General features: G+C 68.8%; 18 protein-coding genes. 6 read left to right on the top strand and 12 right to left on the bottom strand.

The genetic code is table 11. The annotated features are described in order from the left end of the window. On the top strand, nt 1-1,401 hold a 1,401-nt coding region (locus EPN98_RS08065), incomplete at its 5' end, for an ammonium transporter (RefSeq protein ID WP_293362162.1). An 86-nt stretch (nt 1,402-1,487) separates the two neighbouring features. Here the strand turns inward: EPN98_RS08065 and EPN98_RS08060 are convergent. From EPN98_RS08060 to EPN98_RS08045, 4 genes are all read right to left on the bottom strand, one after another. After that, nucleotides 1,488-2,363: a 4-(cytidine 5'-diphospho)-2-C-methyl-D-erythritol kinase gene (locus EPN98_RS08060; RefSeq protein WP_293362161.1), complete on the bottom strand. Its 876-nt coding sequence runs from the start codon at nt 2,361-2,363 to the stop codon at nt 1,488-1,490. 3 nt (nt 2,364-2,366) lie between these two features. Further along, nucleotides 2,367-4,046 (bottom strand): tetratricopeptide repeat protein, encoded by a 1,680-nt coding sequence (locus EPN98_RS08055; RefSeq protein ID WP_293362160.1) that lies wholly within the window; start codon nt 4,044-4,046, stop codon nt 2,367-2,369. 178 nt (nt 4,047-4,224) lie between these two features. Then, nucleotides 4,225-5,886, bottom strand: a complete 1,662-nt coding sequence (locus tag EPN98_RS08050; protein ID WP_293362159.1) for an electron transfer flavoprotein-ubiquinone oxidoreductase — start codon at nt 5,884-5,886, stop codon at nt 4,225-4,227. 127 nt (nt 5,887-6,013) lie between these two features. Beyond that, entirely contained in the window at nt 6,014-7,411 is a 1,398-nt protein-coding gene (locus tag EPN98_RS08045; RefSeq protein ID WP_293362158.1) for a M48 family metalloprotease, read from the bottom strand. Nucleotides 7,412-7,495: 84 nt separating this feature from the next. On the opposite strand from EPN98_RS08045, the gene EPN98_RS08040 reads away from it, so the two are divergent. Both EPN98_RS08040 and EPN98_RS08035 read left to right on the top strand, forming a co-directional pair. After that, entirely contained in the window at nt 7,496-8,329 is an 834-nt protein-coding gene (locus tag EPN98_RS08040) for a uracil-DNA glycosylase (RefSeq protein WP_293362157.1), read from the top strand. 74 nt (nt 8,330-8,403) lie between these two features. Continuing rightward, nucleotides 8,404-10,005 carry a lytic transglycosylase domain-containing protein gene (locus EPN98_RS08035; protein WP_293362156.1) on the top strand — a complete coding sequence of 534 codons (1,602 nt, stop codon included), beginning with the start codon at nt 8,404-8,406 and terminating at the stop codon, nt 10,003-10,005. On the opposite strand, the gene EPN98_RS08030 is transcribed toward EPN98_RS08035, so the two are convergent. Beyond that, on the bottom strand, nt 9,913-10,359 hold the full coding sequence (locus EPN98_RS08030; RefSeq protein WP_293362155.1) for a cell wall biosynthesis glycosyltransferase: 447 nt from the start codon (nt 10,357-10,359) through the stop codon (nt 9,913-9,915). The two genes, EPN98_RS08035 and EPN98_RS08030, sit on opposite strands and share 93 nt — an antisense overlap. Nucleotides 10,360-10,435: 76 nt before the next feature. Here EPN98_RS08030 and EPN98_RS08025 point away from each other — a divergent pair, with 76 nt between their 5' ends. Beyond that, the gene (locus EPN98_RS08025; protein WP_293362154.1) at nt 10,436-11,530 is read left to right on the top strand and encodes a PA0069 family radical SAM protein; all 1,095 of its coding nucleotides are present in this window, start codon (nt 10,436-10,438) and stop codon (nt 11,528-11,530) included. A gap of 64 nt (nt 11,531-11,594) precedes the next feature. Further along, a complete protein-coding gene (locus EPN98_RS24515; RefSeq protein WP_366558468.1) occupies nt 11,595-12,062 on the top strand; it encodes an endonuclease domain-containing protein in 468 nt (155 codons plus the stop codon). Here the strand turns inward: EPN98_RS24515 and EPN98_RS08015 are convergent. Next, entirely contained in the window at nt 12,011-13,309 is a 1,299-nt protein-coding gene (locus EPN98_RS08015; RefSeq protein WP_293362152.1) for a class I SAM-dependent RNA methyltransferase, read from the bottom strand. The genes EPN98_RS24515 and EPN98_RS08015 overlap by 52 nt on opposite strands. Nucleotides 13,310-13,452: 143 nt before the next feature. Between EPN98_RS08015 and EPN98_RS08010 the strand changes: the two genes are divergently transcribed. Beyond that, on the top strand, nt 13,453-14,058 hold the full coding sequence (locus EPN98_RS08010; protein WP_293362151.1) for a glycine zipper 2TM domain-containing protein: 606 nt from the start codon (nt 13,453-13,455) through the stop codon (nt 14,056-14,058). A gap of 70 nt (nt 14,059-14,128) precedes the next feature. Here EPN98_RS08010 and EPN98_RS08005 read toward each other — a convergent pair whose 3' ends face one another. From EPN98_RS08005 to EPN98_RS07980, 6 genes are all read right to left on the bottom strand, one after another. After that, entirely contained in the window at nt 14,129-14,854 is a 726-nt protein-coding gene (locus EPN98_RS08005) for a TlyA family RNA methyltransferase (RefSeq protein WP_293362166.1), read from the bottom strand. Then, on the bottom strand, nt 14,851-16,638 hold the full coding sequence (locus EPN98_RS08000; protein ID WP_293362150.1) for a class I adenylate-forming enzyme family protein: 1,788 nt from the start codon (nt 16,636-16,638) through the stop codon (nt 14,851-14,853). The genes EPN98_RS08005 and EPN98_RS08000 overlap by 4 nt, the downstream gene beginning before the upstream one ends. A 284-nt stretch (nt 16,639-16,922) precedes the next feature. Next, nucleotides 16,923-17,369, bottom strand: coding sequence for a hypothetical protein (locus tag EPN98_RS07995; protein WP_293362149.1), 447 nt, complete (start codon nt 17,367-17,369; stop codon nt 16,923-16,925). 163 nt (nt 17,370-17,532) lie between these two features. Next, nucleotides 17,533-20,271 (bottom strand): TonB-dependent receptor, encoded by a 2,739-nt coding sequence (locus EPN98_RS07990; RefSeq protein ID WP_293362148.1) that lies wholly within the window; start codon nt 20,269-20,271, stop codon nt 17,533-17,535. Between the two features lie 190 nt (nt 20,272-20,461). Beyond that, nucleotides 20,462-23,215 (bottom strand): valine--tRNA ligase, encoded by a 2,754-nt coding sequence (locus tag EPN98_RS07985; RefSeq protein WP_293362147.1) that lies wholly within the window; start codon nt 23,213-23,215, stop codon nt 20,462-20,464. A gap of 187 nt (nt 23,216-23,402) precedes the next feature. Then, nucleotides 23,403-23,936 (bottom strand): DUF2497 domain-containing protein, encoded by a 534-nt coding sequence (locus tag EPN98_RS07980; protein ID WP_366558467.1) that lies wholly within the window; start codon nt 23,934-23,936, stop codon nt 23,403-23,405. Nucleotides 23,937-24,019: the final 83 nt, after the last annotated feature.

The raw sequence follows: 24,019 nt of genomic DNA, 5'->3' as shown, positions 1-24,019 counted from the left end.
GCCGCAGCATCGGCCGCCGCGGCCGCGGCGACGCCCGCACCGGCTGAGCCGGCGGCCGAGGCCCCTGCCCCGCCCTCGCCCAACAAGGGCGACACCACCTGGATGCTGACCTCGACGGTCCTCGTCCTGCTGATGATCCTGCCCGGCCTGGCGCTGTTCTATGGCGGCTTGGTCCGCCAGAAGAACATGCTGTCGATGCTGATGCAGGTGTCGATCGTCACCGTCATCGGCATGATGGCGTGGGCCTTCTGGGGCTACAGCCTGGCCTTCACCGACGGCGGCGGCCTCAACAAGTTCGTGGGCGGCCTGAGCAAGCTCTGGCTGAACGGGGCGGTCTTCAACGCCGACGGGGCCTTCACCAACGTCGAGACCTTCTCGAAGGACGTGGTGATCCCGGAAGTCGTGTTCGTCTGCTTCCAGATGACCTTCGCCTGCATCACCGCCGCCCTCGTGCTGGGCGGCGTGGCCGAGCGGATGAAGTTCGCCGCCGTGGTCGTGTTCGCGGTGCTATGGCCGCTGCTGTCGTACTACCCGATGGCTCACATGACCTGGTGGTGGGCCGGCGCGACCTCGGCGTTCGGCCAAACGGCCGACGCGCTCTCGGCCGGCGCGGGCCAGATCTGGGCCTTCGGCGCGCTCGACTTCGCGGGCGGCACCGTGGTGCACATCAACGCCGGCGTCGCCGCCCTGGTGGGCGCCATCATCCTGGGACCGCGCAAGGGCTACCGCTCCGAGCCGATGCCCCCGCACTCGCTGACGCTGACCCTGGTCGGCGCGGGTCTCCTGTGGGTGGGCTGGTTCGGTTTCAACGCCGGTTCGAACCTGGAAGCCAACGGCTACGCCGGTCTGGCGATGATCAACACCCTGCTCGCCACCGCGGCCGCCGGCTTCTCGTGGGCCATGACCGAGTGGGTGACGCGCAAGAAGGCCTCGATGCTGGGCCTGGCCTCGGGCCTGGTCGCCGGCCTCGTGGCGGTCACGCCCGCGGCGGGCTTCGCCGGCCCGGTCGGTTCGATCGTCCTGGGCCTGATCGTCTCGCCGATCTGCGTGATCTTCTGCTCGCTGGTTAAGAACGCCATCAAGTACGACGACAGCCTGGACGCTTTCGGTATTCACGCCGTGGGCGGCATTGTCGGCGCGCTGGCCACCGGCGTCCTGGTCAATCCGGCCCTGGGCGGCGCGGGCGTCGTGGACTTCACGAACGGCACTACCGGCTACGACGCCGGCTTCCAGATCATGGCCCAGATCAAGGCCGTGCTGCTGGCGGTCGGCTGGTCGGCGGTCGCGAGCGCGATCGTCTTCTTCATCATCAAGTACACGATCGGCCTGCGGTCTTCGCCGGAAGCCGAGGAAGAAGGCCTCGACATCGTCGAGCACGGCGAGCGCGCCTACCACGCGTAAGCATTCTCGGGAAAGACGTCGCCGATCGTGCAGCGGCGGCCTGGAGCGAACGGGGGTCCTTCGGGGCCCCCGTTTTGTTTTGGGCTTCAGCCCCAGGGACCGCCCAGGCGGCAGCGCTGGACCCACCAGTTCGGCGCGATCGCTTCGATCCGCTCCGCCAGCGTCTCGGCGGCGATGTCGTCGGCGCAGAGGGCGAAGCAGGTGCCACCCGAGCCGGAGACACGGGCGAGCAGCGCCTCAGGCTCTTCGCGCAGGGTGTCGAGCACCGCGCCCACCTGAGGGGCCACGGCCACGGCCGGCGCCTCCAGATCGTTGCGCTGGGTCGTGAGCCAGGCGGCCAGTTCCTCGGCGCTCTCGAAGGCCTCCGGCACGCGCGGCGGGGTCACATCACCGAACGCGCCCGAGACGTCCAGGGCGCGGTAGACCGCGGGCGTCGAGACCGGGACCCGTGGGTTCACCAGAACCGCGTCGACCGCGGGTAGCCCCGGCGCAGGACTGAGGCGCTCCCCCCGGCCCTCCGCCAGCACCGGCCGCGCCCACAGGCAGGCCGCGCCGTCGGCGCCGAGGCTGGCAGCCACCTTCTCGAGCCGGGCGTCGTCAAAGCCTGGGGTGTAGACATCGCGCAGCAGGCGCAGCGCAGCGCCGGCGTCGGACGAGCCGCCGCCAAGGCCGCTGGCCACGGGGAGGTTCTTCTCCAGCGTGAAGGTGAGTTCGCCCATCTCGCGACCCAGCTCGGCCACGAAGGCGCGGACGGCTCGAAAGATCAGGTTGTCCTGCTCAGGCCCCAGCCCCTGACCGAACGGTCCGCGCACGATGAGCCCGCCCTGTCCCGGCCGCGCGCTCACCACATCGCCGAAGTCGGCGAAGGCCATCAGGCTGCAGACCGGATGGTACCCGTCCGGCGTGGGAGCGCCCACGTGCAGGAACAGGTTGACCTTGGCGGGCGCTAAAGCCTCGGCCATGGGCTACTGCCCGGCGAGCTTCGGCGTCGGACCCAGACCCTTGGCGAGCTTGGCTTCGGCGTCGGCCTTGATCTTGTCGTCGGGCTTCAGGGTCAGCACGCGGCGCCACTGGAAGCCTGCCTCGTCCTTGCGCCCCACCATCCAGTAGGCGTCGCCCAGGTGGTTGTTGATCTCGGGATCGCCGGCTTCCAGCTCGACGGCCTGCTCCAGGATCTCGACCGCCTTCTTGTAGTCGCCCAGGCGATAGTGGGCCCAACCCAGGCTGTCGACGATGGCGCCCGAGCGCGGGTTTGTGGCGACGGCCTTCTCGACCATCCCCAGGGCCTCCTGCAGCCGCTCGCCGCGGTCGATCCAGGCGTAGCCCAGGTAGTTCAGAATCTCGGCCTCGTCGGGCCGCATTTTCAGGGCCTGGACCAGATCGGCTTCGGCCTCTTTCCAGCGACCGCTGCGCTCATAGGCCTGGCCACGGGCGAAATAGAGCGCCCATTCCGGCGATTTCGATTCCGCGATCAGATCGCTCAGGATCTTGACCGCCTCTTCGTACTGATCGTTCGCACGCAGCAGGTCCGAGAGCGTCAGACGCCCTTCGGGATCCCCCGTCGCCGCCGCGGCGCGCGCCATCTTCAGCGCGACGTCTTTTTCACCGGCGCTCTGGTAGCTCCAGGCCAGCTTGGCCTGGGCGGCGGGAAACTCGGCGCTGCTGGGCTTCGGGCGGCTGTAGGCGGCGCGCGCGCCCTCGATGTCGCCACGGCTCTGCAGCAGGTCGCCCAGCATCAGCCAGGCGTCGTTGCGGTTGGGATCCAGGCGAAGCGACAGGCGCAGATAGGCCATGCCCGTCGGCTCCTGCTTGGCGCTGATCATGGTGGCCGCGGGCGCCAGCAGCGCGAAGGCGGCGCCTTCCCTGATGGTGGGCGCCGGCGGCGCGCTCTTGCGGGCGCGGGCCGTCTTCAGCGCGGCGTTCGAGGGATTGCGAGCCAGCGCGGCGTCGTAGAGGGCGATCGCCTCGGCGCGACGGCCACGCCGCTCCAGGAAGCCGCCATAGGCCAGCACCGCGATCTCGCTGGGATTGTCGCCAGAGGTGATGGCCTTGAAGTCGGTCTCGGCTTCGTCATAGCGCCGCGCCCGCTCGAAGAGGTGCGCCTGACCCAGCTGGCCGAAGTAGTCGACCCCGGCGTCGCCGCGCAGCTGCGGGCGGACCACCGCACCCTCGGCGTCACCCGCGGCGGCGGCCACCCAGGGCCCCAGCAGGGCCGCGGCGCTGCGGTGCGGGAAACCGATGCCGTCGTTGCCCAGCTCGGCCTTGGCGATCTTGGGCTTCCCCTCGCTCAGCGCAGCGACGACCTTGGTCAGCCGGCCCAGCCGCTTACCGGGTTCCGAGGCGTTGGGACCGGTGGGCGCCAGCAGCGCCGCCTTCTCGATCTCGCCCGCCATCAGGGCGGCGGTGAAGGCGCGCTCCGAGACCGCCGGATCGTCGCCGGCCTGGGCGCGCGCAACCTCGAGGAATTTCGCGGCCTCGCTGTTGCGGCCCTCGCTGAGCGCGGCGTTCCCCGCCAGGAACATGCCGTAGGCAGAGTCGGCAGCGGCGGGCACGCTGGACGCTTCGTCCTTCGCGGCCATGTCTGTGGTGGCGCAACCGCCCAGGAGAACGAGCGGAGCGGCGAAGGCGAGCAAGGCAAGACGCATGTTCAAACTCTGGGCGTGACGCGCCGCGGCCGCAAGCGCTGCGTCGTCACAACCTGGAATCCCGCCGCTAATAAGGCGTTAGAGCGCGTCCCGATGGATTGGCTCTCGCCCGTCAGGAAGAACGGGCTCGCCCAGACAGGCCCACCCGAGAGTGGGCCACGGGGCCGCGCGGCGCCCCCTACATGTTCGGGTAGTTGGGCCCGTCCCCGCCCTGCGGCGTTGTCCAGGTGATGTTCTGCGACGGATCCTTGATGTCGCAGGTTTTGCAGTGGACGCAGTTCTGGAAGTTGATCTGGAACTTCGGGTTCTGGCCCGCCTCGTCGTACAGCACCTCGTAGACGCCGGCCGGGCAGTACAGGCGCGCGGGCTCGCCGTACTTCGGCAGGTTGGTTCCGATCGGGATGGTCGGGTCCGTCAGCTTCAGGTGCGCCGGCTGGCTCTCTTCATGGTTCGTCGACGACAGGAACACGCTGGAGAGCTTGTCGAAGCTGAACACGCCGTCCGGCTTCGGATAGACGATCGGCTTGAAATCCTTGGCCAGCCCCGTCGACTGCGCATCGGTCTTGCCGTGCTTCAGGGTGCCCAGGAAGGAGAACCCGCCCAGCAGATTGGCGATCATGGCGTCCGCGCCACCCAGCGGCACACCCGGGATCGTGCCCAGCTTCGACCACATCGGCTTGAAGTTGCGGACGGCCTTGAGTTCCTTGGCCACCCACGAGTGGTCGTAGGCGTCCTGGTAGGCCGACAGCTCGTCACCGCCGCGACCGGCCTGGATGGCCTCGAAGGCGGCCTCGGCGGCCATGATCCCGCTCTTCACCGCGTTGTGGCTGCCCTTGATCCGCGGGACATTGACCATGCCGGCCGAACAGCCCAGCAGCGCGCCGCCGGGGAACGCCAGCTTCGGCACCGACTGGTAGCCGCCCTCGGTGATGGCGCGGGCCCCGTAGGCGATGCGCTTGCCGCCTTCGAGGAAGGGCTTGATCGAGGGGTGCGTCTTGAAGCGCTGGAACTCGTCGAAGGGTGAGATCCAGGGGTTGGCGTAGTTCAGGTGAACCACGAAGCCGATGGCCACGTAGTTGTCCCCGAAATGGTACATGAAGCTGCCGCCGCCGGTCTTGTTGTCCAGCGGCCAGCCGAAGGTGTGCTGGGTCAGGCCCGGCTTGAACGCCGCGTCCGGCACCTGCCACAGCTCCTTGATGCCGATGCCGAACTTCTGAGGCTCCTTGCCCTTCTGAAGGTCGAACTTCGCCAGCAGCTGCTTGGCCAGCGAGCCCCGCACGCCCTCGCCGATCAGGACATACTTGCCGTGCAGCTCCATCCCCGGCTCGGAGTTGGGGCCCAGGCTGCCGTCCTTCTCGAGGCCGGCGACACCGGCCACCACGCCCTTCACGCCGCCGCTCTCGTTGTAGACCAGTTCGCTGGCCGCCATGCCGGGGTAGATCTCGACGCCCAGGCCCTCAGCGTGGGTCGCCAGCCAGCGGCAGACGTTGCCCAGGCTGGCGATGTAGTTGCCGTGGTTCAGCATCCACTTGGGGAACGGCAGCCAGCTGATGTTGAGGTCGCCCTGCGGGCCCAGCATCAGGAACCGGTCCTCGGTCACCGCCGTCTCCAGCGGCACGCCCAGTTCCTTCCAGTTGGGCAGCAGTTCGGAGATGCCCTTGGGATCGATCACCGCGCCCGACAGGATGTGGGCGCCGACCTCGGACCCCTTCTCCAGGACCGCGACGGTCAGGTCGGCCGAGAGCTGCTTCAGGCGGATGGCCGCGGCCAGGCCCGACGGACCGGCGCCGACGATGACGACGTCGTACTCCATCGCTTCCCGTTGGATGGCTTCGCTCATCGTCGTCCCCTCGCCTCTGCTCGCGCGCCAGCCCCCCGGCCGCTACGCCTCATCTCTTCGAGGGACTTATCGGAAGGTCACAGTGCGGCGGTCAAGCGCGAAGGCGCACTGAGAGAACAAGCGCCGCTCAGCGTCGCCCTTCGACCACAACCTTCACCCGGGTCCCGACGCGCGGCTGCTGTCCCGGCTGAAGGCCATTCAGCATCTCGAACCGCGCCAGCCGGTCGCGCTCGGGCGCCATCAGCTGAGACAGCGACTCGGCGGTGTCGCCGGACTTTACCGTGGTCACCATGATGCGCCGGCCGCCGAGGGCGCGCTGCTCGCGCTCGCTGAGGCGTCGGAACGAGTTGAACATCGGGTCGAACGTCGCCGCCTGGCCCGCCGGGGCCATGGCCACGAAGGCGTAGGCCTCGTCGCCGCCCAAAGCGTACGCCATCGCCACCAGGTCGACGGGCCGACCGCCCGAAAGCGCACGGGCCGGCAGCATCACCGCCTCGACGCCGTTGATCGTGGTCCGCCGCGGGACGCCCATTTCGTGACGCCCCCTCTGGATCACCCTCATCAGCGAGTCCTGGGCGAAGCGGTCCAGCTGGCGGACCGTCGCGCGGCCGCCCGTGAACTCGGCCAAGGTTCCCGCGGGCCCGACGATGCGCACGGCCTCGGGTTCATTGGTGAGGGCGAAGCCACGCGGGGCGTCGAAGCGGATGCCGATGGCCGGGTGGACATAGCTGCCGCCGCGCACGAATCCCTGCGCCGGGTCGTCGGCGTAGGGCATGCCGTCGATGGCCGCGAGGTACGGCTCCTCGTCCAGCGCCATGCCCTCGGCCACCGGCGTCCTGGCCACCTGGGCCTGCGCGCGCTGGATGCGATCGGTGGTCAGCGGGTGGGTGCGGGCCCAGGCGGGCGCGGCGCGGGAATCGGACTGGCCGGTCGTCCGAGCATTGAATTCGTCCTCGCGCTGCAGATCGCCCAGCACGCGGGTGAGGCCCTCGGGGTCGTAGCCGGCAAGCGGCAGATAGCCGATGGCCAGCTGGTCGGCCTCGTACTCCTGGCTGCGCGAGTAGCTGAGCGTGCCCAGCTTGGCGACCCGGCTGGCGATCTTGCCGGCCGTGTTTGACTTCGTCGCCGCGCCCACCAGGGCCGCGGCGATTCCGGACAACGCCTCGGCCTGTTCCTGGCGCTGCGCATGCTGGGCGGAGACATGGCCCAGCTCGTGACCCAGGACCGCGGCCAGCTCGGCTTCCGAGTTCATGATCGAGAGCAGGCCGCGGGTGATGTAGACGTAACAGCCCGGCGGCGCCGTGAAGGCGTTCACCACCTCGGAGTTCAGCACCGTGAAGACGCAGCGGCGGCGCATGCCCGCCGCCTGCGCCATCCGATCGCCCACCTGCTGCACATAGTCGGCCTGAGGTCCCAGGAACTGGCCGCCCAGGCTCGTGACCAGCTGCATATGCTCGCGCGCCGGCTGCGCGGCGGCCGGCGACGCCAGCGCCAACGCGACCACAAATCCGATAACCGCCCTCATCGCCCTCCCCGCAGAGGTTGCGGGCTGACAAGCCCACCGCTTCCAGCCAAGAGTGAACCAGCCTGAACCGCGAGTGAACACCGCATGTCGGCCGCCGCCGATCCGTCCAACGCCGCCTTGGCCGAAAGCCTGCTCGCCTTCTGGGCGGACGCGGGCGTCGACGCCATGCTGCTGGACGAGCCGTTCGACCGGATCGAGGCGGGCAAGGTGATTCCGCCGCCACGACCCGCAGCGCCCGCGCCCTTGGCGGCGATCCCGGCGGTGCGAAAGAGCGGGCCGCCGCAGCCCGACATCTCGACGGCTTTGGCCCAGGCTCAGGCCGCCGCGGCCGGCGCGCATGACCTGGAGGCGCTGGTCGCCGCCATCGCCGCCTTCGAAGGCTGCCCGCTGCGCTACGAGGGCGCCGCGAGCCAGGCCGTGGTCTATCGGGGCGATCCGAAGGCGCCGCTGATGGTCATCGGCGAAGGCCCCGGCGCCGACGAGGACGCGATGGGCCAGCCGTTCGTGGGGCGGGCCGGCAAGCTGCTCGACCGGATGCTGCACGCCGCCGGCCTGCAGGACCGGGTGCTCATCACCAACACCGTCTTCTGGCGGCCGCCCGGCAACCGCACCCCGACCCCGGCCGAACAGGCGATCTGCGCGCCGTTCCTCGAGCGGATCATCGCGCTGGTGCGCCCCAGGATGCTGCTGCTGGCCGGCGGCGCCTCGGCCAAGTCCCTGCTCAAGCGCGACGAGGGCATCCTGTCGCTGCGCGGCCGCTGGCTGGACTGGCGCTCGGCCGACGGACAGCTTGAGTTGCCCGCGATGCCGACCCTGCACCCGGCCTTCCTGCTCCGACAGCCGGGGGCGAAGAAGCGCGCGTGGCAGGATCTCCTGGCCCTCACGGAAAGGCTTGATCGACCGGACGGGCCCAACTAGCGTCCCGGTTTGGGACTCGAGAAAAGGGACCGCGCTCAACCTTGCGTTAGTCTTGGTGCGCGGATATGGGCCGCATGACGCTAAAACAGCGCCTGCGCGTCGGGGTATGTTCCCTCGTCGCCGCCGTCTCGGTCGCCAGCGTAGCGGTCGCCGATTCGCCGAAGGCCCTCTCCGACGATGACGCGCGCGCCTATGCGGCGGCTTTCCAGTCCGTGGATCAGGGCGATTTCCTGGGCGCACAGATTCAGGCCGCCGAAGCCAAGGACCGGTCGCTGGACGGATACCTGTCGTTCCGCGCCCTGATGCACCCGACCGCCCACAAGGCGACGTTCGAGGAGTTGGCGTCGTGGCTGGGCAAGTTCCGCGACCTCCCGCTGGCGGACCGCGTTTTCTCGCTCGCCATCAAGCGTAAGCCCGCCGACGCCGCCCCGTTGCCCAAGCCGGAAGTGGCGCTGGTCGACACGGCCCGCAGTGAGGTCACCTTCCCCGCCCGAGACGCCTTCTACTCGGGTGACGCCCAAACCGCTTTCAAGCTGGCCGTCGAAGTGGGCGAGCGCTGGATCGCCGGTCTCGCGGCCTGGCGCCTGCGCGACTACAGCCAGGCCCAGGACTATTTCGCCCAGGTCGCCCGCGATGAGGACGAGGACGCTTGGGTCCGCTCGGCCGGCGCCTACTGGGCCGCCCGCTCGGCCATGGCGCTGGGCGACGCCTCGACCGCCCACAGCTTCCTGCGCCTCGCCGCCCAGACCCCGCACACGTTCTACGGGATGATCGCCGAGCGTCAGGTGACGTTGAACCGCCTTGCCGAGGCCCCGACGGGTCAGATCACGCTGGCGTCCTACCGCGCGCCCCAGGTGAATACGCCGCGCAAGGTGCTGTCCGATCCACGCACGCACCGCGCCTCGGCCCTGGCCCAGATCGGCCGGCTGGAGGAAGCCCGCCAGGAGCTGCGCGCCGGCCTGGCGCTGGCCCGCAATTCCGAAGAGCGCAAGGCCTGGATGGCCCTCATCTCCGACCTTGGCCCCTCGGCCGGCTATGGCGCGCAGAAGCCCACCTACCTGACGCTGGGCGAGTACCAGACCCCGCCGCTGGAGCCGAAGGACGGCTTCACGATGGACAAGGCGCTGGTCTACGCGATCGTGCGCCAGGAAAGCGCCTTCAACCCGATGGCCGTGTCGCCCGTAGGCGCCATGGGCCTGATGCAGCTGATGCCGACGTCGGCGGCGCTGGCCACCGGCGACAAGACCTATGTCCGCAAGCCGCGCACCCTGTTCAATCCCGCGGTGAACCTGCGGGTGGGCCAGGACTATCTGGCCTACCTGATGGACCGCGGCGTGGGCGCCGACCTGCTCAAGATGGTGGCCGCCTACAACGCCGGCCCCGGCGCGGTGCTCAACACCGTGGCCAAGGTGGGCGACGACGATCCGCTGCTGATGATCGAGAGCCTCCCGGCGCTCGAGACCCGCAACTACGTCGAGAAGGTCATGACGTCCTACTGGACGTACAAGCGGATGTTCGGCGAGGAGACCAAGACCCTCGACGCGATCGCCGGCGGCGCGCGGCGGGTGGACGCCCGCCTCGACCTAACCGATCCGCCGGGCGCGCAGACCGAGATCCCGACGCAGACGTTGGAGATCGGCGCCGCGGCGACCCTCCAGACGGCCTCGTTCAACTAGCACTCCGAACGGCCGGCGGCCGAACAGGCCGCCCTCCGACAGGCCACTGACCACGGCGCCCTCGCCGCTGCGCGTCAGATGGCCCTCCAGCGACCCGATCCAGCCGTCCCGCAGGCGGAAGTCGGCCGGCAACACCAGCAACCGGTCCGCCCGCGCGGCCTCGGCCGCCGCCTCAAGGCTGGCATGGGCCTCGGCGCCCGTCTCCTCGCAGAGATCGTCGATCCCCGCCTGACCGTCGGCCGCCACGATCAGCACCTGCCGCACCAGCCCGTCCACGGCGCCCGCCGTCAGCTGCGCCAGCAACGCCGGCAGCCGGTCGGCGGTGGCACGGGCGTCGATGATCACGGTGAGCATGTCCTCTCAGACCGTGGTTCCGCTAAGGGCGTCAAGAGTTCTTGTTTTGTTCCGATCGGCCCGTTAGGCTCGGAGGGTGTCCAGCGGTTTCACATCCCAGATCCCGCCGCCCCAGCGCGGCCGCGGCGCGCGCTCGAACGCCAGCGGGCGGTACGAAAGCCTCGGGCGCGAGGCGTTCGACGATGGCTGGACGCTGGAGGATGAGGCGCCGGCCAAGCTGGAGACCACGCTGACCGCCGAGAAGGCCCGGGTCATCATCAGCCATAATGACAGCCCGGACGTGGGCTTCTCGGCCTCGATCAACCCCTACCGCGGCTGCGAGCATGGCTGCATCTACTGCTACGCCCGGCCGGCCCACGCCTACATGGGGCTGTCGCCGGGCCTGGACTTCGAATCGAAGCTCTTCTTCAAGCCCGAGGCGGCGAAGCTCTTGGAGAAGGAGCTGTCGAAGCCGTCCTACATCCCGGAATTCATCCACATCGGCGGCAACACCGACCCCTACCAGCCGCAGGAGCGCAGGCTGCGGATCACCCGCGGCGTGATCGAAGTGCTGCTGCGCTTCCGCCATCCCTTCACCGTGATCACCAAGTCGGCGCTGGTGGTGCGCGACATCGACCTGCTGGCCGAGGCCGCCGCCCAGGGGCTGACGCGGGTGGCCATGTCGATCACGACGTTGGACCGCAAGCTGGCGCGCTCGATGGAGCCCCGGGCCGCCACGCCCGAGAAGCGGATCGACGCCGTGCGCCGGCTGTCGGCGGCCGGCGTGCCGGTCTCGGTGATGTTCGCGCCGGCCATCCCGGGCCTGAACGACCATGAGATGGAGGCGGTGCTCGAACGCGCGGCCGAGGCCGGGGCGAACGGCGCCGGCTATGTGGCGCTGCGCCTGCCGCTGGAGATCAAGGACCTGTTCCGCGAGTGGCTGGAGACCGACCACCCCGACCGCGCGCGCCGGGTCATGTCGCTGGTCCGTCAGATGCGCGGCGGCAAGGACTACGACATGCAGTGGCGCTCACGAATGCGCGGGGAAGGCCCCGTGGCCGACCTGATGGCCGCCCGCTTCCGCGCCGCGCGCAAACGCTACGGCCTGAACCAAAGCTGGAACGCCCTGGACGTCACCCGCTTCTGCGTTCCCGTCCAGCCCGGCGGCCAGTTGGACCTGTTCGGTGAATGAAAGTTCCTCCCCCGCCTGCGGGGGAGGGGGACCACGAAGTGGTGGAGGGGGCGCTGGAGACGCCATGAGAGGCATAAGCAACAACGTGAAACGCGCCCGACAGCTTCGGCGACGAATGACCTTGCCGGAGGTGATCCTCTGGACTGCGCTAAGAGGTAGAGGTTCAGGCAAGCCAGCCTTCCGAAGGCAGCACCCGTTCGGCCCACACGTGCTCGACTTCTACTGTACACGGGCTCGTCTGTGCGTCGAGGTGGATGGCGACGGCCATTCGTTTGGCAACCAACCGCAGAAGGATGAGCGGCGCGATGCCTTCCTGCGCCATCAGGGCGTCACGACAGTTCGTGTTTCCGCGTCCAGTGTTCTGGACGACGCCAGCATGATCTCGAGCTCCCTGATCGAGCTCGCGAGGCGTCGCAGCGCCCCCTCCACCACTTCGTGGTCCCCCTCCCCCGGCAAGCGGGTGAGGAACTGGAGGCGCCTCTACCGCGTAAACACCCCCACCAGCTCCACATGCGGGGACCATAGGAACTGATCCACCGGCAGCAGACGCTCCAGCGTGAAGCCGGCGTCGATAAGGGTGCGGGCGTCGCGGGCGAAGGTGGCGGGGTTGCACGAGACCCCGATGACGCGGGACACGCCTGAGCGGGCGAGTTCAGCGGTCTGTTCGGCGGCGCCGGCGCGCGGCGGGTCGAACACGGCGACGTCGATGTGCCGCAGGTCGTGGACCAGCAGCGGGCGACGGGCGAGGTCGCGGGCCTCGGCCGTCACGCCCTTCAGGCCCGGCGCGGTCGAAAGCGCGGACATCAGGGCCGCCACAGCCTCGGGCGCCGAGTCGGCCGCATGCGTGGGCGCGATCTCGGCCAGGCGGAAGGTGAACGTGCCGACGCCGCAGAACAGGTCGGCGATCCGGGTCGCGCCGGCCGCCTGGGCCGCCACGAAGTCGGCCATCGCCGTCTCGGCGTCCTTGGTCGCCTGCAGGAAGCCGCCGGCCGGCAGGATTACTCGCGCCGGGCCCAACCGCACATGCGGGGCGTGGGCCATGTAGGCCACCTCTCCGCCCAGCGTGACGCGCACGAACCCGGCCTCGGCGGCCCGTTCGGCAAGCTGCATGCGCGCGTCGGCCGAGAGGCCGCCGCTCTTGGCCTCGACGCCGGTGATGTCGATGTCGAGGCCGGCGTCGGTCAGCGTCACATGCAGCGACGGCGCCGACTTCGGATGTTCGAACAGCCGCGCGGCCAGCCGCTTCAAGGCTGGGATCGCCGCCTGGATGGTGGGATGGGCGATCGGGCAGACGGCGATGTCCACGAGGTCCCATGACTTGCGCGCCTTGTAGCCCAGCCGGGCCATGTCGCGGTCGCCGCGCCGGGCGTGCAACGTCACGCGTCGCCGGGTCGCCGGACCCGCCGCGTAGGGCGCCAGGATCTCGGTCTCGATCCGCTCGCGCGCGAGCGTCCCTGCCAATCGCGAGACCTTCCAGGCAAGATACGGCTCATGGCTCCAGTGCTGCAGTGCGCAGCCGCCGCAGCTGCCGAAGTGCGGGCAGATGGGCGCAATACGTTCGGCGCTGGGCTCCAGCACCTCCATCAGCTCCAGGCGGTCGCCCGAGCCCTGCGCCCTGACCCGTTCGCCTGGCAGAGTGAACGGCACGAACACGGGTCCGGCGGCCACGCCGTCGCCCTCGCCGCCGACGGACTGAATCGTCAGCTCGACGGGCGGGCCCGGCGGCGGCCTCGGACTGGGCCGTCCGCCGCCCTGGAATCGACGCTTGGGGCCCCTCATTCGGAGGCCGCCGGCGCGGGTGCGATTAGGAAAAGATGAACGAACATGAACGAGATTCTCAACGGCCGTTCAGGTTCGCCGCCGCATCTTCGCGACAAGCGTCGCCGTAAGCGACCTGAGAGCTTCGAGAGAGGGAATACCGGATGTCGAACGCCATAGCCAATGCGGCCGCAGCCGCCCTCGCCGGCGCGGCCCTGCTGGTGGCCGGCGCGGCCCAGGCCCAGTCGAGCTATCCGTCGGCCGGCCAGGGTCCCGGCAGCCCCGGCTACAACTACGATCCCTGCCGCCGCGACGCCAACCAGCGCGGCACGGCCGGCGCCCTGATCGGCGGCGGCATGGGCGCGGTCATCGGCTCGAACGCCGCGGCTCGCAACGCCCGCACCGAGGGCGCCCTCCTGGGCGGCCTGCTGGGCGCCATCGCCGGCGGCGTCATCGGCAACAAGACCGCCGCCTGCACCAACTCGTACGAGCGCACCGCCGCGCTGCCGCCCCCGCCGCTGCCGCCGCGAGCCGACGCGCCCTACTACGAGCGTGACGCCTACGCCGACCGGGCGGCCGCCGACGCGCGCGATGACGCCGGCTGGCGCGACCGCGAGCTGCCGCCCGAGCGCCGCGTCGCAGAACGTGCTCGCGACGGCGAGGACTGCACTCTGGCCGAAAGCCCGATCTACATGCCCGACGGCCGCACCCAGACCCGCTTCGTGCGCGTCTGCCGCGACGCGAGCGGCAAGTACGCCGTCGTCGACTGAGGCCATCCCAAACTCCAGGCTAGTACCCTGGCCCGTCCTGCGTACTGGGGCGGGCCATTTTCTTTTGGCTCTATCGCGTCGCCCAAAGCAGGAACTCCCGGTTCCCGTCGCCGCCTGTGATCGGACTTTCGGTCGTCTCGCGGACCGTCCAGCCTGAGTCCGCGAGGAACGCAGCCACGTCATCCAACGCGCCCTGTCGCGCGACCGGGTCGGTGACCACGCCCCCCTTCCCCACCCGCTCGCGGCCCACTTCGAACTGCGGTTTCACCAGCGCCACCAGGTCGGCCCCCGGCTGCGCCAGGGCCAGCGCGGCGGGAAGCGCCTTGGCGAGCGAGATGAAACTCACGTCGGTGACGATCAGGCCGGGCGGATCGGGGATGATCGCGGGAGTCAGATCTCGGGCGTCGGTGGCCTCGAGGCTCACAACCCGCGGATCGGCGGCGACCTTCGGGTGGAGTTGGCCCCGGCCGACATCGACAGCGTACACGCGAGAAGCCCCTCGGCTCAGGCAGACCTCGGTGAAACCGCCGGTCGAGGCGCCCACGTCCAGCACCACCCGGCCCTCGACCGCGACCGGCCACAGATCCAGCACATGCGCCAGCTTGAGCGCGCCGCGTCCCACCCACGGGTGGGCGGGGGCCGCCTCCAGCACCGCGTCGTCGTCGATCAGCTCCGCAGCCTTGGCGACTGGCCGGCCGCCCGCGACCACCCCGCCAGCCTCGATCGCCGCGCGGGCCTTGGCGCGGCTCTCGAACAGCCCGCGGGCGACCAGGAGCTGGTCAGCCCGCGTCTTCAGGTCGCCGGCTCTTCGGCGAAGACCTTCTTCAGCTCGCTCTTCAGGATCTTGCCGTTGGCGTTGCGCGGCAGGGTCTCGTGCCAGAACTTCACGGCCACCGGCACCTTGAAGGCGGCCAGGCGCTCGGCCACGTGGGCGCGCAGCTCCTCTTCCGTGGCCTGGGTCCCAGGCTTCAGGGTCACAACGGCGGCGGGCTCCTCGCCCAGGATCCGGTGCGGCTTGCCCACAACCGCGGCGTCCATCACCGCCGGATGGTCGTAGAGAACGTTCTCCACCTCGACGCAGTAGATGTTCTCGCCGCCGCGGATCAGCATGTCCTTGGCCCGGTCGAGGATGAAGCAGAAGCCCTCCTCGTCGATCTTCGCCAGGTCGCCGGTGCGGACCCAGCCGTCGACGAAGGTCTGGGCCGTCGCCTCGGGCTTGTTCCAGTAGAGCTTGGCGTTCATCGGCCCCTTGGACCACAGCTCGCCCATCTGGCCGGCGGGCAGCACGGTCTTGCCGTCGGCGGGGTCGCGGATCTGCAGCTCGGCGACCGCGGCGGGCGGTCCGCAGCTGTCGGGGCGGTTCTGGTAGTCCTCGGCCACGTTCGAGGTGACGGTGGCGCAGGTCTCGGTCATGCCCCAGCCCTGGCCGCTGGACGACTTGGGGAAGACCTCCTTCAGCCGCCGCACCAGTTCCGGCGCCGAGGGCGCGCCGCCATAGCTCACCGACTCCAGCGACGACAGGTCGAAGTTGGCGCGGGCCGGATGCTCCAGGAGCTGCCAGGCGATGGTCGGAACGCCGCCGGCCGAAGTCACCTTCTCGCGCTGGATCAGCTCGAACGCGCGAATGGGCTCCCACTTGAACATCAGCACCAGCTTGCCGCCCACGAACACGGTGGGATTCAGCACCGCGAAACAGCCGGTCACGTGGAAGAACGGCACCGACAACAGCGCCGAGCGCTGGGGCGCATTCGGGTCGGGGGCCGGCGGCATCTCGCCCTTGCGCAGGAAGCCTCTCGCGGCGGCCGCGCCGGCGGTGATGATGTTGGTGTTGATCGCCCGGTGCGTCGCCAGCGCGCCCTTGGGCCGGCCCGTCGTGCCCGAGGTGTAGAAGATGGTCGCGTCGTCGTCGGTGGCGATGTCGACAGGCGGGATGGGTTGGTCCGGCAGCTTGGCCCAGTCGTCGGTCCCACCCAGCACGCTCTCCAGCTTGGTGACGTACGGGTGGGCGATCTCGTCGACCTCGCGGCTGACGTAGACGCGCTTCAGATCGGGGCAATTGACGAAATGCTCGCTCATGCGCTGGTAGCGCTCGGCGTCCATCACGGCGACCTTGGTCCCGGAATCGGTGAGGCCGTATTCCAGCTCAGGACCGGTCCACCAGGCGTTCAGGGGGGTTACGATCGCCCCGATCGACGCAGCCGCGTAGAAGGCCACCGCCCACTCGGGGACATTGCGCATGATGACCGCGACCCGGTCGCCCTTGGCCACGCCCTGCGCCTGGAGTTCGATGGCGAAGGCTGCGACCGCGCGGTGGAAGGCGTCGTAGGTGGCGCGTTCGTCCTCGTAGACCAGGAAGACCTTGTCGCCGTGGTCCTTGGCCATCTCGACCACGGCGCGCAGCGTCGGCGGCTGGTTCTTCCAGACCTTGAGGCGAACGCCGTTGATCGTTTCCTCGCCGACTTCGCTGGGCAGGCCAGGCTGGCCGATCAGGGCATGGGCCTGCTCAATGGACATTGCAGGCCAACCGGGCGGCAGCTCGGCCTCAGGCATCATCGTCTCCCAACTCGCGCCGGATTCCATGCCCGGCGTCCTGGGTGAACAAGCATAACCTAGGGTAAGAGGCAAACGCTGCGACCGCGAAGCTGGGCGTCCCCTCCACAATAGGCGCCCGGCCTGCACCAAGGGCCGGACGCCTGCGGAGCCCGATCGGGACGTCTGATGACCAACGAATCGCCACGGCTCGCCTCCGCCCGAGGCGGCGCCATGGATCGGACAGTCCGACCGCTCATGCACAGACTAGCGAGCGGACCGGACCTGCGGCGGTCGTCGTAGCCCATTCTGAGTACGGAAAGTTGCGATTATGGTTAAACTTCAACGCCTTGTTCGCGCAGGAGGCGAATTAGTCGCCTGAGGAGGATGGCGTTCTGTTCGGCCATCGCCCGGACAACCTCAGGGCTCACCTGCTCGTTGGCGCCGACGAGGCCGCCCTCGACCTCGATGAGGGAGCCTTCGTCCAGTAGCTTCTGAATCCGGCGACGCGTGGTCTCGTAGGACAGGCCCAGTGACAGCGCCACGGCGTTGCGGCTGATGGGCCGCTTGATGTCCATGGGCTCCGGGGTGTCGAGCCCAGCGTACGCCAGGGACTGCGCCTTGTCGGTGTTGAGATGCGCCACGTTGGCGACCGCCACGGTGCTCAACAGCAGGGTGTCGACCGGGTCGTGGCGGCTGGCGCGCAGGATCGCGCTGTACATCGAGACCACATAGTCCATGGACGCGCGGGAGATGATCCTGAGGTGGGTCGGATCGTTCACGTGAAGGGCGTCCTGCGCTGCTCGAATCAGGGCCTCAGCCTAACAGCGCTCAGTGTCGGCGCTGAGGCAGGGCGCCAAATAGAAGACCCCCCGGCCCTTGCGGACCGGGGGGTCTGATGTCTTCGCATTTCCCCGAAAGCGAAGCCTTCGGGGCGTGCGATCCCTAGAAGCGGTACTGCAGCTCGACGCCGTAGAGGCGCGGCGGCGTCAGTTCGAAGACCCGTGCGCCGTTGGTGAAGCGGTCGGACGGCACCGTGGCGCTGTTGTTCCGCTGGGAAGCGGCCACCGCGGCGGCGTAGCCGTCGTCGTTGAACACGTTCTTCACGTAGGCGATCACCGTGTACTTGTTGCCGGTGGGCGCCCAGAGGGCCCGCAGGTCCACCTGATCCCAGCTCGGGGCCGAGTTGTACTGACGCTCGAAGACGTTGGCGTACGACTTGGACCGATAGAGGTAGGTGGCGCCGAGAGTCAGGCTCCCGGGGTCCATCTCGATGGTGTAGCCGGCGTTCAGCGCCAGCTTGTGCTCCGGCGCCTGCGGCAGGCTGTTGCCCACCACGCTGACGGCGCCGGTGTTGATGTTGTCGTTCACATCGACCAGCGGGATGCTCGACTTGATCTTGGTCGGGTTCCAGCCGTAGTCGAGCGTCAGACGCAGGGGCTGGATCGGCTGCCAGATCACGCTGGCCTCGATGCCCTTCGACACCGATTTCGCGATGTTCACGAACTGGGTGACGTTGGTGGCCCCGACGCGCACGGCCACGGGGGCCTGCAGGTCGCGGTAGTCGAGGTAGAAGGCCGCCAGGTTCACCTGAAGGTTCGAGAAGTTCTTCTTCAGGCCCACTTCGTACGAATTGACGGTCTCTTCGTCCGCCTTCGGGACCGCCAGGAAGCCGCCGGCCGAGAAGCCGAACGCCTTGTAGCCGCGGCTGTAGCGGGCATAGGCCATGGTGTCGCCATCCGGCTCCCACTGCACGCCCACCGTGCCGGTCCAGGCGTCGGAGGTGTCGGAGAGGTCACGGCTGGCCACGCCCGTCGACGGGTTGATCGTGTACTGGCGGCAAACCGGGGTCGCGCCCGTGCAGACCGACGGCGTCTTGACGCCTTCGATCAGGCCCGCAGTGCTCTTGGGCGCCAGGGTGTCGGTGAGGTCCATGGCGCCGTTGCCCAGGCCGCCCAGCGGAGCCAGGGCGTTGCCCAGACCCAGCGCCTGGCCCACCGCCGGCAGCGCGGCCAGATTGCCAAGCAGGCTGCCCCAGTTTGCCGCCGTGCCGGGTCCGAAGCCCGCCAGACCCAGAGCCGGATAGAGGCCCGGGTAGCAGGCGTCGGAGTTACAGACGATGCGGCGGAATTCGGTGCCGAACTTCTTGTCCTTGGTGTAGCGCAGGCCCGCCGTGAACTTGATGGTCTCGGTGGCCTGCCAGTCGACCTGGCCGAACGCCGCCGTGCTGCGCGTCGTCAGCGAGTAGTTGCCCGTCGACCAGAAGTTCTGCGGGTTGGGCGCGGCGCCGAGGATCGGGGTCTGCAGACTGGACGGACCGACCAGGAAGAAGTCGGCCGTGCTGCCCGTGCCGGTGTACTTCTCGTTGTAATAGAAGCCGCCGACGATCCACTGGACCGGCCCGTCGCCGTTGGACGAGAAGTTGATCTCGTGGCTGAACCACTTCGGGTATTCGAAGTAGTGGTAACCGTTGTTGGCGTTCACGGTCAGAGGCGAGCAGTTGACGCTGGACCGGCCCGCCGCGAACAGCGCGCCGACGGTGCCGCAGATCGAGTTGGCGGCCAGCGGGATCTGGTACGACTGGACCGTGGTGGCGTCGGTGTCGCCGTACAGGTCGTACTTATACTCCTGGTAGCCGCCGACGTATTTCACGTCGATCGACGGCAGGTGGTAGACGAAGTTCGCCGTCAGCGAGTTGACGTCGCGCAGGCGCACGCGCTGCGGGATGTTGGTGTTGAAGTCGTGCTCGTCGGCCAGCGCCGGGTTCGACGTGACCGTCGAATTGTTGAACTGGCGCAGGCTGCCCGGGACGATGCCGTTCACGCCGGTCTCGGGCGTGTAGCCGTGAGCCGAGTTGTAGACGATCGAGAAGTTCGGATCGAGACGACCCGTCTCGTAAGCGCCGTTGAGATAGCCGGCGCGGGCGCCCGGACCGCCGCGGTTGTGCCAGACGAGGGTCTTGTACGACACCCACAGCTCGGCGTTCTCGCCCAGGTCGGCCTCGACCTGCGCCTGGACCTGATACTCGTCGCGCTTGCTGCCTTCCGACGGCCCGCCGCTGACGTTGGTGAAGTAGCCCTTGCGCTGGTCCAGCTTGTAGCCCGAGACGCGCATCCGCAGGTTCTCGGCGATCGGACCCGACACCGCGAACTGGAAGTTCGTGAAGTCGTAGTTCTCCGCGATGGCGCGGACCTCGGCGTAGAGCTCGTCCGTGGGACGGACCGAGATCACGTTCACGGTGCCGCCGATGGCGTTACGGCCGTAGAGCGTGCCCTGGGGGCCGCGCAGGATTTCGACCCGGTCGACGTCCAGCGGGGGTCCGCCGGCCAGGACGGTCGAGGTGGTGAAGAGGCCGTCGATGTAGATCGAGACCGCACCGTCCACCGCGTGGACGTTGGTCAGGCGGCCGATGCCCCGCATGCTGGCTCGGTCGTTGGACGACTGGTAGACGAAGCCCGGCGTGAAGTTCGTCAGGTCCTGCACCGTCGAGATGCCGACCAGGTCGCGCTGCTTGCTGGTGAAGGCCGAGATGGCGACCGGCACGTCCTGCAGGCTCTGCTCCCGCTTTTCGGCGGTGACGACCAGTTCCTCGATCATGTTGGCTTCTTGCGCCTGCGCCGCAGCGTTGGCGAAGGAGACGCCCAGCAGGATGCTGGACGCGAGTAGCGTGTTTCTGAGTTTCATTCTGACTGCCTCCCCAGCAGTGTTTGAGCGCGTTTGGCTTTTTTCTGCGCTTCTATGGGGAGGCTGGCGGACGCACGGCCCCTCGTCAATGCCGTACTTCGTAAGGCTTTGCCGCTTAGGACAGCAATATACCCATTATCCTGAATCTCGGAATTATACCGCCATTCCTATAACATTGTTCGCAGAATACTCAGACAGTCTGGAGCCGCGCGAGGGCCGCTTCCAGCTTGGCCTTCGCCGCCTGGGCGTCAGCCAGCCGTTCGCGGTTCTCCTCAACCACCTCCTCGGGCGCGCGGGCGATGAAATCGGCGTTGCCGAGCTTCTTCGCCGTCTTCTCGATCTCGCCGGCCAGGCTGGCCACCTCCTTGGTGAGGCGGGCGCGTTCGGCGGCGATGTCGATGAACTCGGCGACCGGCAGCGCCAGGGTGGCGCCGTCGACGACGAAGGGGATCGAGCCGGCGGGCGCCGCCTCGACGAACTCGACGCCCGACACACGGAGCAGTCGCGCGACCAGGGCCGCGCTGGCCCCTAGCACCGCGCGCTGTTCGGGACGGGCCTCGATCACCAGCAGCGGCGGCTGGGCCGACAGCGGCACATTGAGGCCCTGGCGCACCGAGCGACCCTCGGTGATCGTGTCGATGATCAGGCCGATCTCGGCGTCGGCGGCCGCATCGACCAGGCTGGCCGGCAGGTCGGGCCAGCGCGCGGTCATCAGTTGGCGCTCGGCCCGGGCGGCGCCCAGGTCGGCGGTCTGCTGCCACAGCTCCTCGGTGATGAACGGCATCACCGGGTGCAACAGCTTCAGGATCACATCCAGCACCCAGGCGGCCGTGGCCTGGGTCTCGGCCTTGGCGGCCTCGTCCGCGCCCGTGAGCAGGGGCTTGGCCAGCTCGACATACCAGTCGCAGAACTGGTTCCAGATGAAGCGATAGAGACCGTTCGCCGTCTCATCGAAGCCGCACCCATCCAGGGCGGCGGTGACCGCGGCGGCGGTGCGCTGGGTTTCGCCGACGATCCAACGGTTCAGCGGCGCCTTGACCGCGGCGGGGTCGAATCCTTCCGCCCGGGCGCAACCGTTCACCTGGCAGAACCGGCTGGCGTTCCACAGCTTGGTGCCGAAGTTGCGGTAGCCCTCGATGCGCTGGCGGCTGAGCTTGATGTCACGCGCCTGTCCCGACATGGCGGTCAGGGTGAACCGCAGGGCGTCGGCGCCGAACTCGTCCACCAGTTCCAGGGGGTCCAGGACGTTGCCTTTGGACTTCGACATCTTCGCGCCCGAGGCGTCGCGCACCAGGGCGTTGATGAAGACTCGCTTGAACGGGACCTCACCCGTGAAGTGGAGGCCCTGCATCATCATCCGGGCGACCCAGAAGAAGATGATGTCAAAACCGGTGATCAGGGTGTGGGTCGGGTAGAACCGCGCCAGGTCCGACGTCTTCTCGGGCCAGCCCATGGTCGAGAAGGGCCAGAGGCCCGACGAGAACCAGGTGTCGAGGACGTCCTCATCCTGCTTGAGTCGAACCTTCGAGAAGACGCCGTTGACCTTCTCCCAGCCGGGGAAGTTGTCATCGACTTCGACTGCGACGTCCGGGCCGTAGAAGCGCCTCGCTTCATCGAGAGCTTCCTCGGCGGTTTCAGCGACAAACACCTTCGCAGTGTGCTTGTCCTTAGCCTCGGGATCCAGCGAAGGGCCGTACCACGCCGGGATCCGATGGCCCCACCACAGCTGGCGCGAGACGCACCACGGCTGGATGTTCCGCATCCACTCGAAGTAGGTCTTCTCCCAGTTCTTCGGAACGAAGACGGTGTCGCCCTCCTCCACCGCCTTGATGGCGGGTTTGGCCAGGACGTCGGCGGCGACGTACCACTGGTCGGTCAGGTAGGGCTCGACCACCACGCCCGAGCGGTCCCCGTGCGGGACAGTGTGGCGGGTCTTCTCGATCTCGCGCAGCAGGCCCAGTTCCTCGAACGCCGCGATCACCTTCTTGCGCGCCTCGAAGCGGTCCAGGCCGCGGTACTCGGGCGGGGCGTTGTCGTTGATCCGCGCGAAGTCGTCGAAGATGTTGATCATCGGCAGGCTGTGTCGCTTGCCGACCGCGAAGTCGTTGAAGTCGTGCGCCGGCGTGATCTTCACCGCGCCCGAGCCCTTCTCGGGATCCGGGTACTCGTCGGCGATGATCGGAATCGGACGGTTCACGATCGGCAGCCGCACCGCCTTGCCGACGACGGCCTTGTAGCGCTCGTCATCGGGATGCACCGCCACGGCGGTGTCGCCCAGCATCGTCTCAGGCCGCGTGGTGGCGACGACGATCTCGCCCGAGCCGTCCTCCAGCGGATACGCGAAGTGCCAGTAGTGGCCGTCGACCTCGCGCGCCTCGACCTCGAGGTCCGAGATCGCGGTCTGGAAGTGCGGATCCCAGTTCACCAACCGCTTGTCGCGGTAGATGAGCTTCTCCTTGTGGAGCTGGACGAACACCTTGCGGACGGCGGCCGACAGGCCCTCGTCCAGGGTGAAGCGCTCACGGCTCCAGTCGCAGCTCGCGCCCAGCCGGCGCAGCTGGTTGACGATCGTCCCGCCGGACTGCGCCTTCCACTCCCAGACCTTGGCGACGAAGTCGTCGCGGCCCATGTCGCGTCGGCTCTGGTTGCCGGCTTGCGCCAGCTGGCGCTCGACCACCATCTGCGTGGCGATCCCCGCGTGGTCGGTGCCGGGCAGCCACAGGGCCGCCTTCCCGCGCATCCGCTCGAACCGGATCAGCACGTCCTGCAGCGTGTTGTTCAGCGCGTGCCCGATATGCAGCGAGCCCGTCACGTTCGGCGGCGGGATCACGATCGAGAACGGCTCGGCGTTCGGGTCATCGGTGGGCGCAAAGCCTCCCGAAGCCTCCCAGGCTTGGTAGAGGCGCGGTTCGGCGGTCTTGGGATCGAAGGTCTTGTCGAGCATGTCTGTCTACGTGCGTAAGGGGGCGTGCATTAGCAGTTCCTCCCCCGCAGGGGGAGGTGTCGGCGACGCCGACGGAGGAGGTCCGCTCAGAGAGTCGGGCTAGCGCCCGCGCGCTGCGTCGGATGTCGCTGGGGAAGCCCCCTCACCCGCTTCGCGGGAGCTCCCCCAGCGGGGGAGCAAGTTCGGGTCAGCGTACTCGGCCGCGCGAGATGCGATCGACTTCGGCGTCAACGGCCTGCTGAACGATGGCCGGAAGATTCTCATCCAGCCACTGCTGGAGCATCGGGCGCAGCATTTCGCGGACGACATCCTCCAGCGTGCGGCCCTCGGCCGGCATCAGGATGCCCGACGACAGGCGGCCGAAGGTGGCGGCGGCGGCCGCAGCCACTGAGGCGCTGACCAGGCCTTCGACCGCCGGCGCCGGCGCTTCGGCGACGGGCAGCGGTTCGGGCGCCGGCGCCGGCTCGGCGGCGACGAAGTCGAGGTCGCCGTGGGTCTCGACCTTCTGGGTCAGCTCCAGGTCGCCATCGTCGTCGTCCTCTTCGGGCGCGACGCCGGCCGCCGCCCGAATCGCAGCGATCTGGTCATCGACAGGAATCTCGATCTCCGGCGCGGGGGGCGCAGCGGCGATCGGCTCAGGCTCGGGCAGCGGAGGCGGCGCTTCGGCCGGAGCCTCATCCTCGGAGATGATGCGGCGGATGGAGGCGAGGATTTCCTCCATCGTCGGTTCTTGTGAACTCGTCTCGGACATCGCCCTGCCGCCGCGGTGTGAATCTGAGGCTAGAGCCTATGCGCGCACGGCCG

It is taken from the genome of Phenylobacterium sp., assembly GCF_004299445.1.
Taxonomy (GTDB): Bacteria; Pseudomonadota; Alphaproteobacteria; order Caulobacterales; family Caulobacteraceae; genus Phenylobacterium.
Note: the sequence above shows the minus strand (reverse complement) of the source record. Positions and strands in the feature narration are given on the sequence as shown.

What these genes read in the sequence shown, in the direction of transcription:
- EPN98_RS08060 (WP_293362161.1), bottom strand. Translation starts at nt 2,363, where the DNA reads ATGGCCGAGGCTTTAGCGCCCGCCAAGGTCAACCTGTTCCTGCACGTG.
- EPN98_RS08055 (WP_293362160.1), bottom strand. Translation starts at nt 4,046, where the DNA reads ATGCGTCTTGCCTTGCTCGCCTTCGCCGCTCCGCTCGTTCTCCTGGGC.
- EPN98_RS08050 (WP_293362159.1), bottom strand. Translation starts at nt 5,886, where the DNA reads ATGAGCGAAGCCATCCAACGGGAAGCGATGGAGTACGACGTCGTCATC.
- EPN98_RS08045 (WP_293362158.1), bottom strand. Translation starts at nt 7,411, where the DNA reads ATGAGGGCGGTTATCGGATTTGTGGTCGCGTTGGCGCTGGCGTCGCCG.
- EPN98_RS08040 (WP_293362157.1), top strand. Translation starts at nt 7,496, where the DNA reads ATGTCGGCCGCCGCCGATCCGTCCAACGCCGCCTTGGCCGAAAGCCTG.
- EPN98_RS08035 (WP_293362156.1), top strand. Translation starts at nt 8,404, where the DNA reads ATGACGCTAAAACAGCGCCTGCGCGTCGGGGTATGTTCCCTCGTCGCC.
- EPN98_RS08030 (WP_293362155.1), bottom strand. Translation starts at nt 10,359, where the DNA reads ATGCTCACCGTGATCATCGACGCCCGTGCCACCGCCGACCGGCTGCCG.
- EPN98_RS24515 (WP_366558468.1), top strand. Translation starts at nt 11,595, where the DNA reads ATGAGAGGCATAAGCAACAACGTGAAACGCGCCCGACAGCTTCGGCGA.
- EPN98_RS08015 (WP_293362152.1), bottom strand. Translation starts at nt 13,309, where the DNA reads ATGAGGGGCCCCAAGCGTCGATTCCAGGGCGGCGGACGGCCCAGTCCG.
- EPN98_RS08010 (WP_293362151.1), top strand. Translation starts at nt 13,453, where the DNA reads ATGTCGAACGCCATAGCCAATGCGGCCGCAGCCGCCCTCGCCGGCGCG.
- EPN98_RS08000 (WP_293362150.1), bottom strand. Translation starts at nt 16,638, where the DNA reads ATGGAATCCGGCGCGAGTTGGGAGACGATGATGCCTGAGGCCGAGCTG.
- EPN98_RS07990 (WP_293362148.1), bottom strand. Translation starts at nt 20,271, where the DNA reads ATGAAACTCAGAAACACGCTACTCGCGTCCAGCATCCTGCTGGGCGTC.
- EPN98_RS07985 (WP_293362147.1), bottom strand. Translation starts at nt 23,215, where the DNA reads ATGCTCGACAAGACCTTCGATCCCAAGACCGCCGAACCGCGCCTCTAC.
- EPN98_RS07980 (WP_366558467.1), bottom strand. Translation starts at nt 23,936, where the DNA reads ATGGAGGAAATCCTCGCCTCCATCCGCCGCATCATCTCCGAGGATGAG.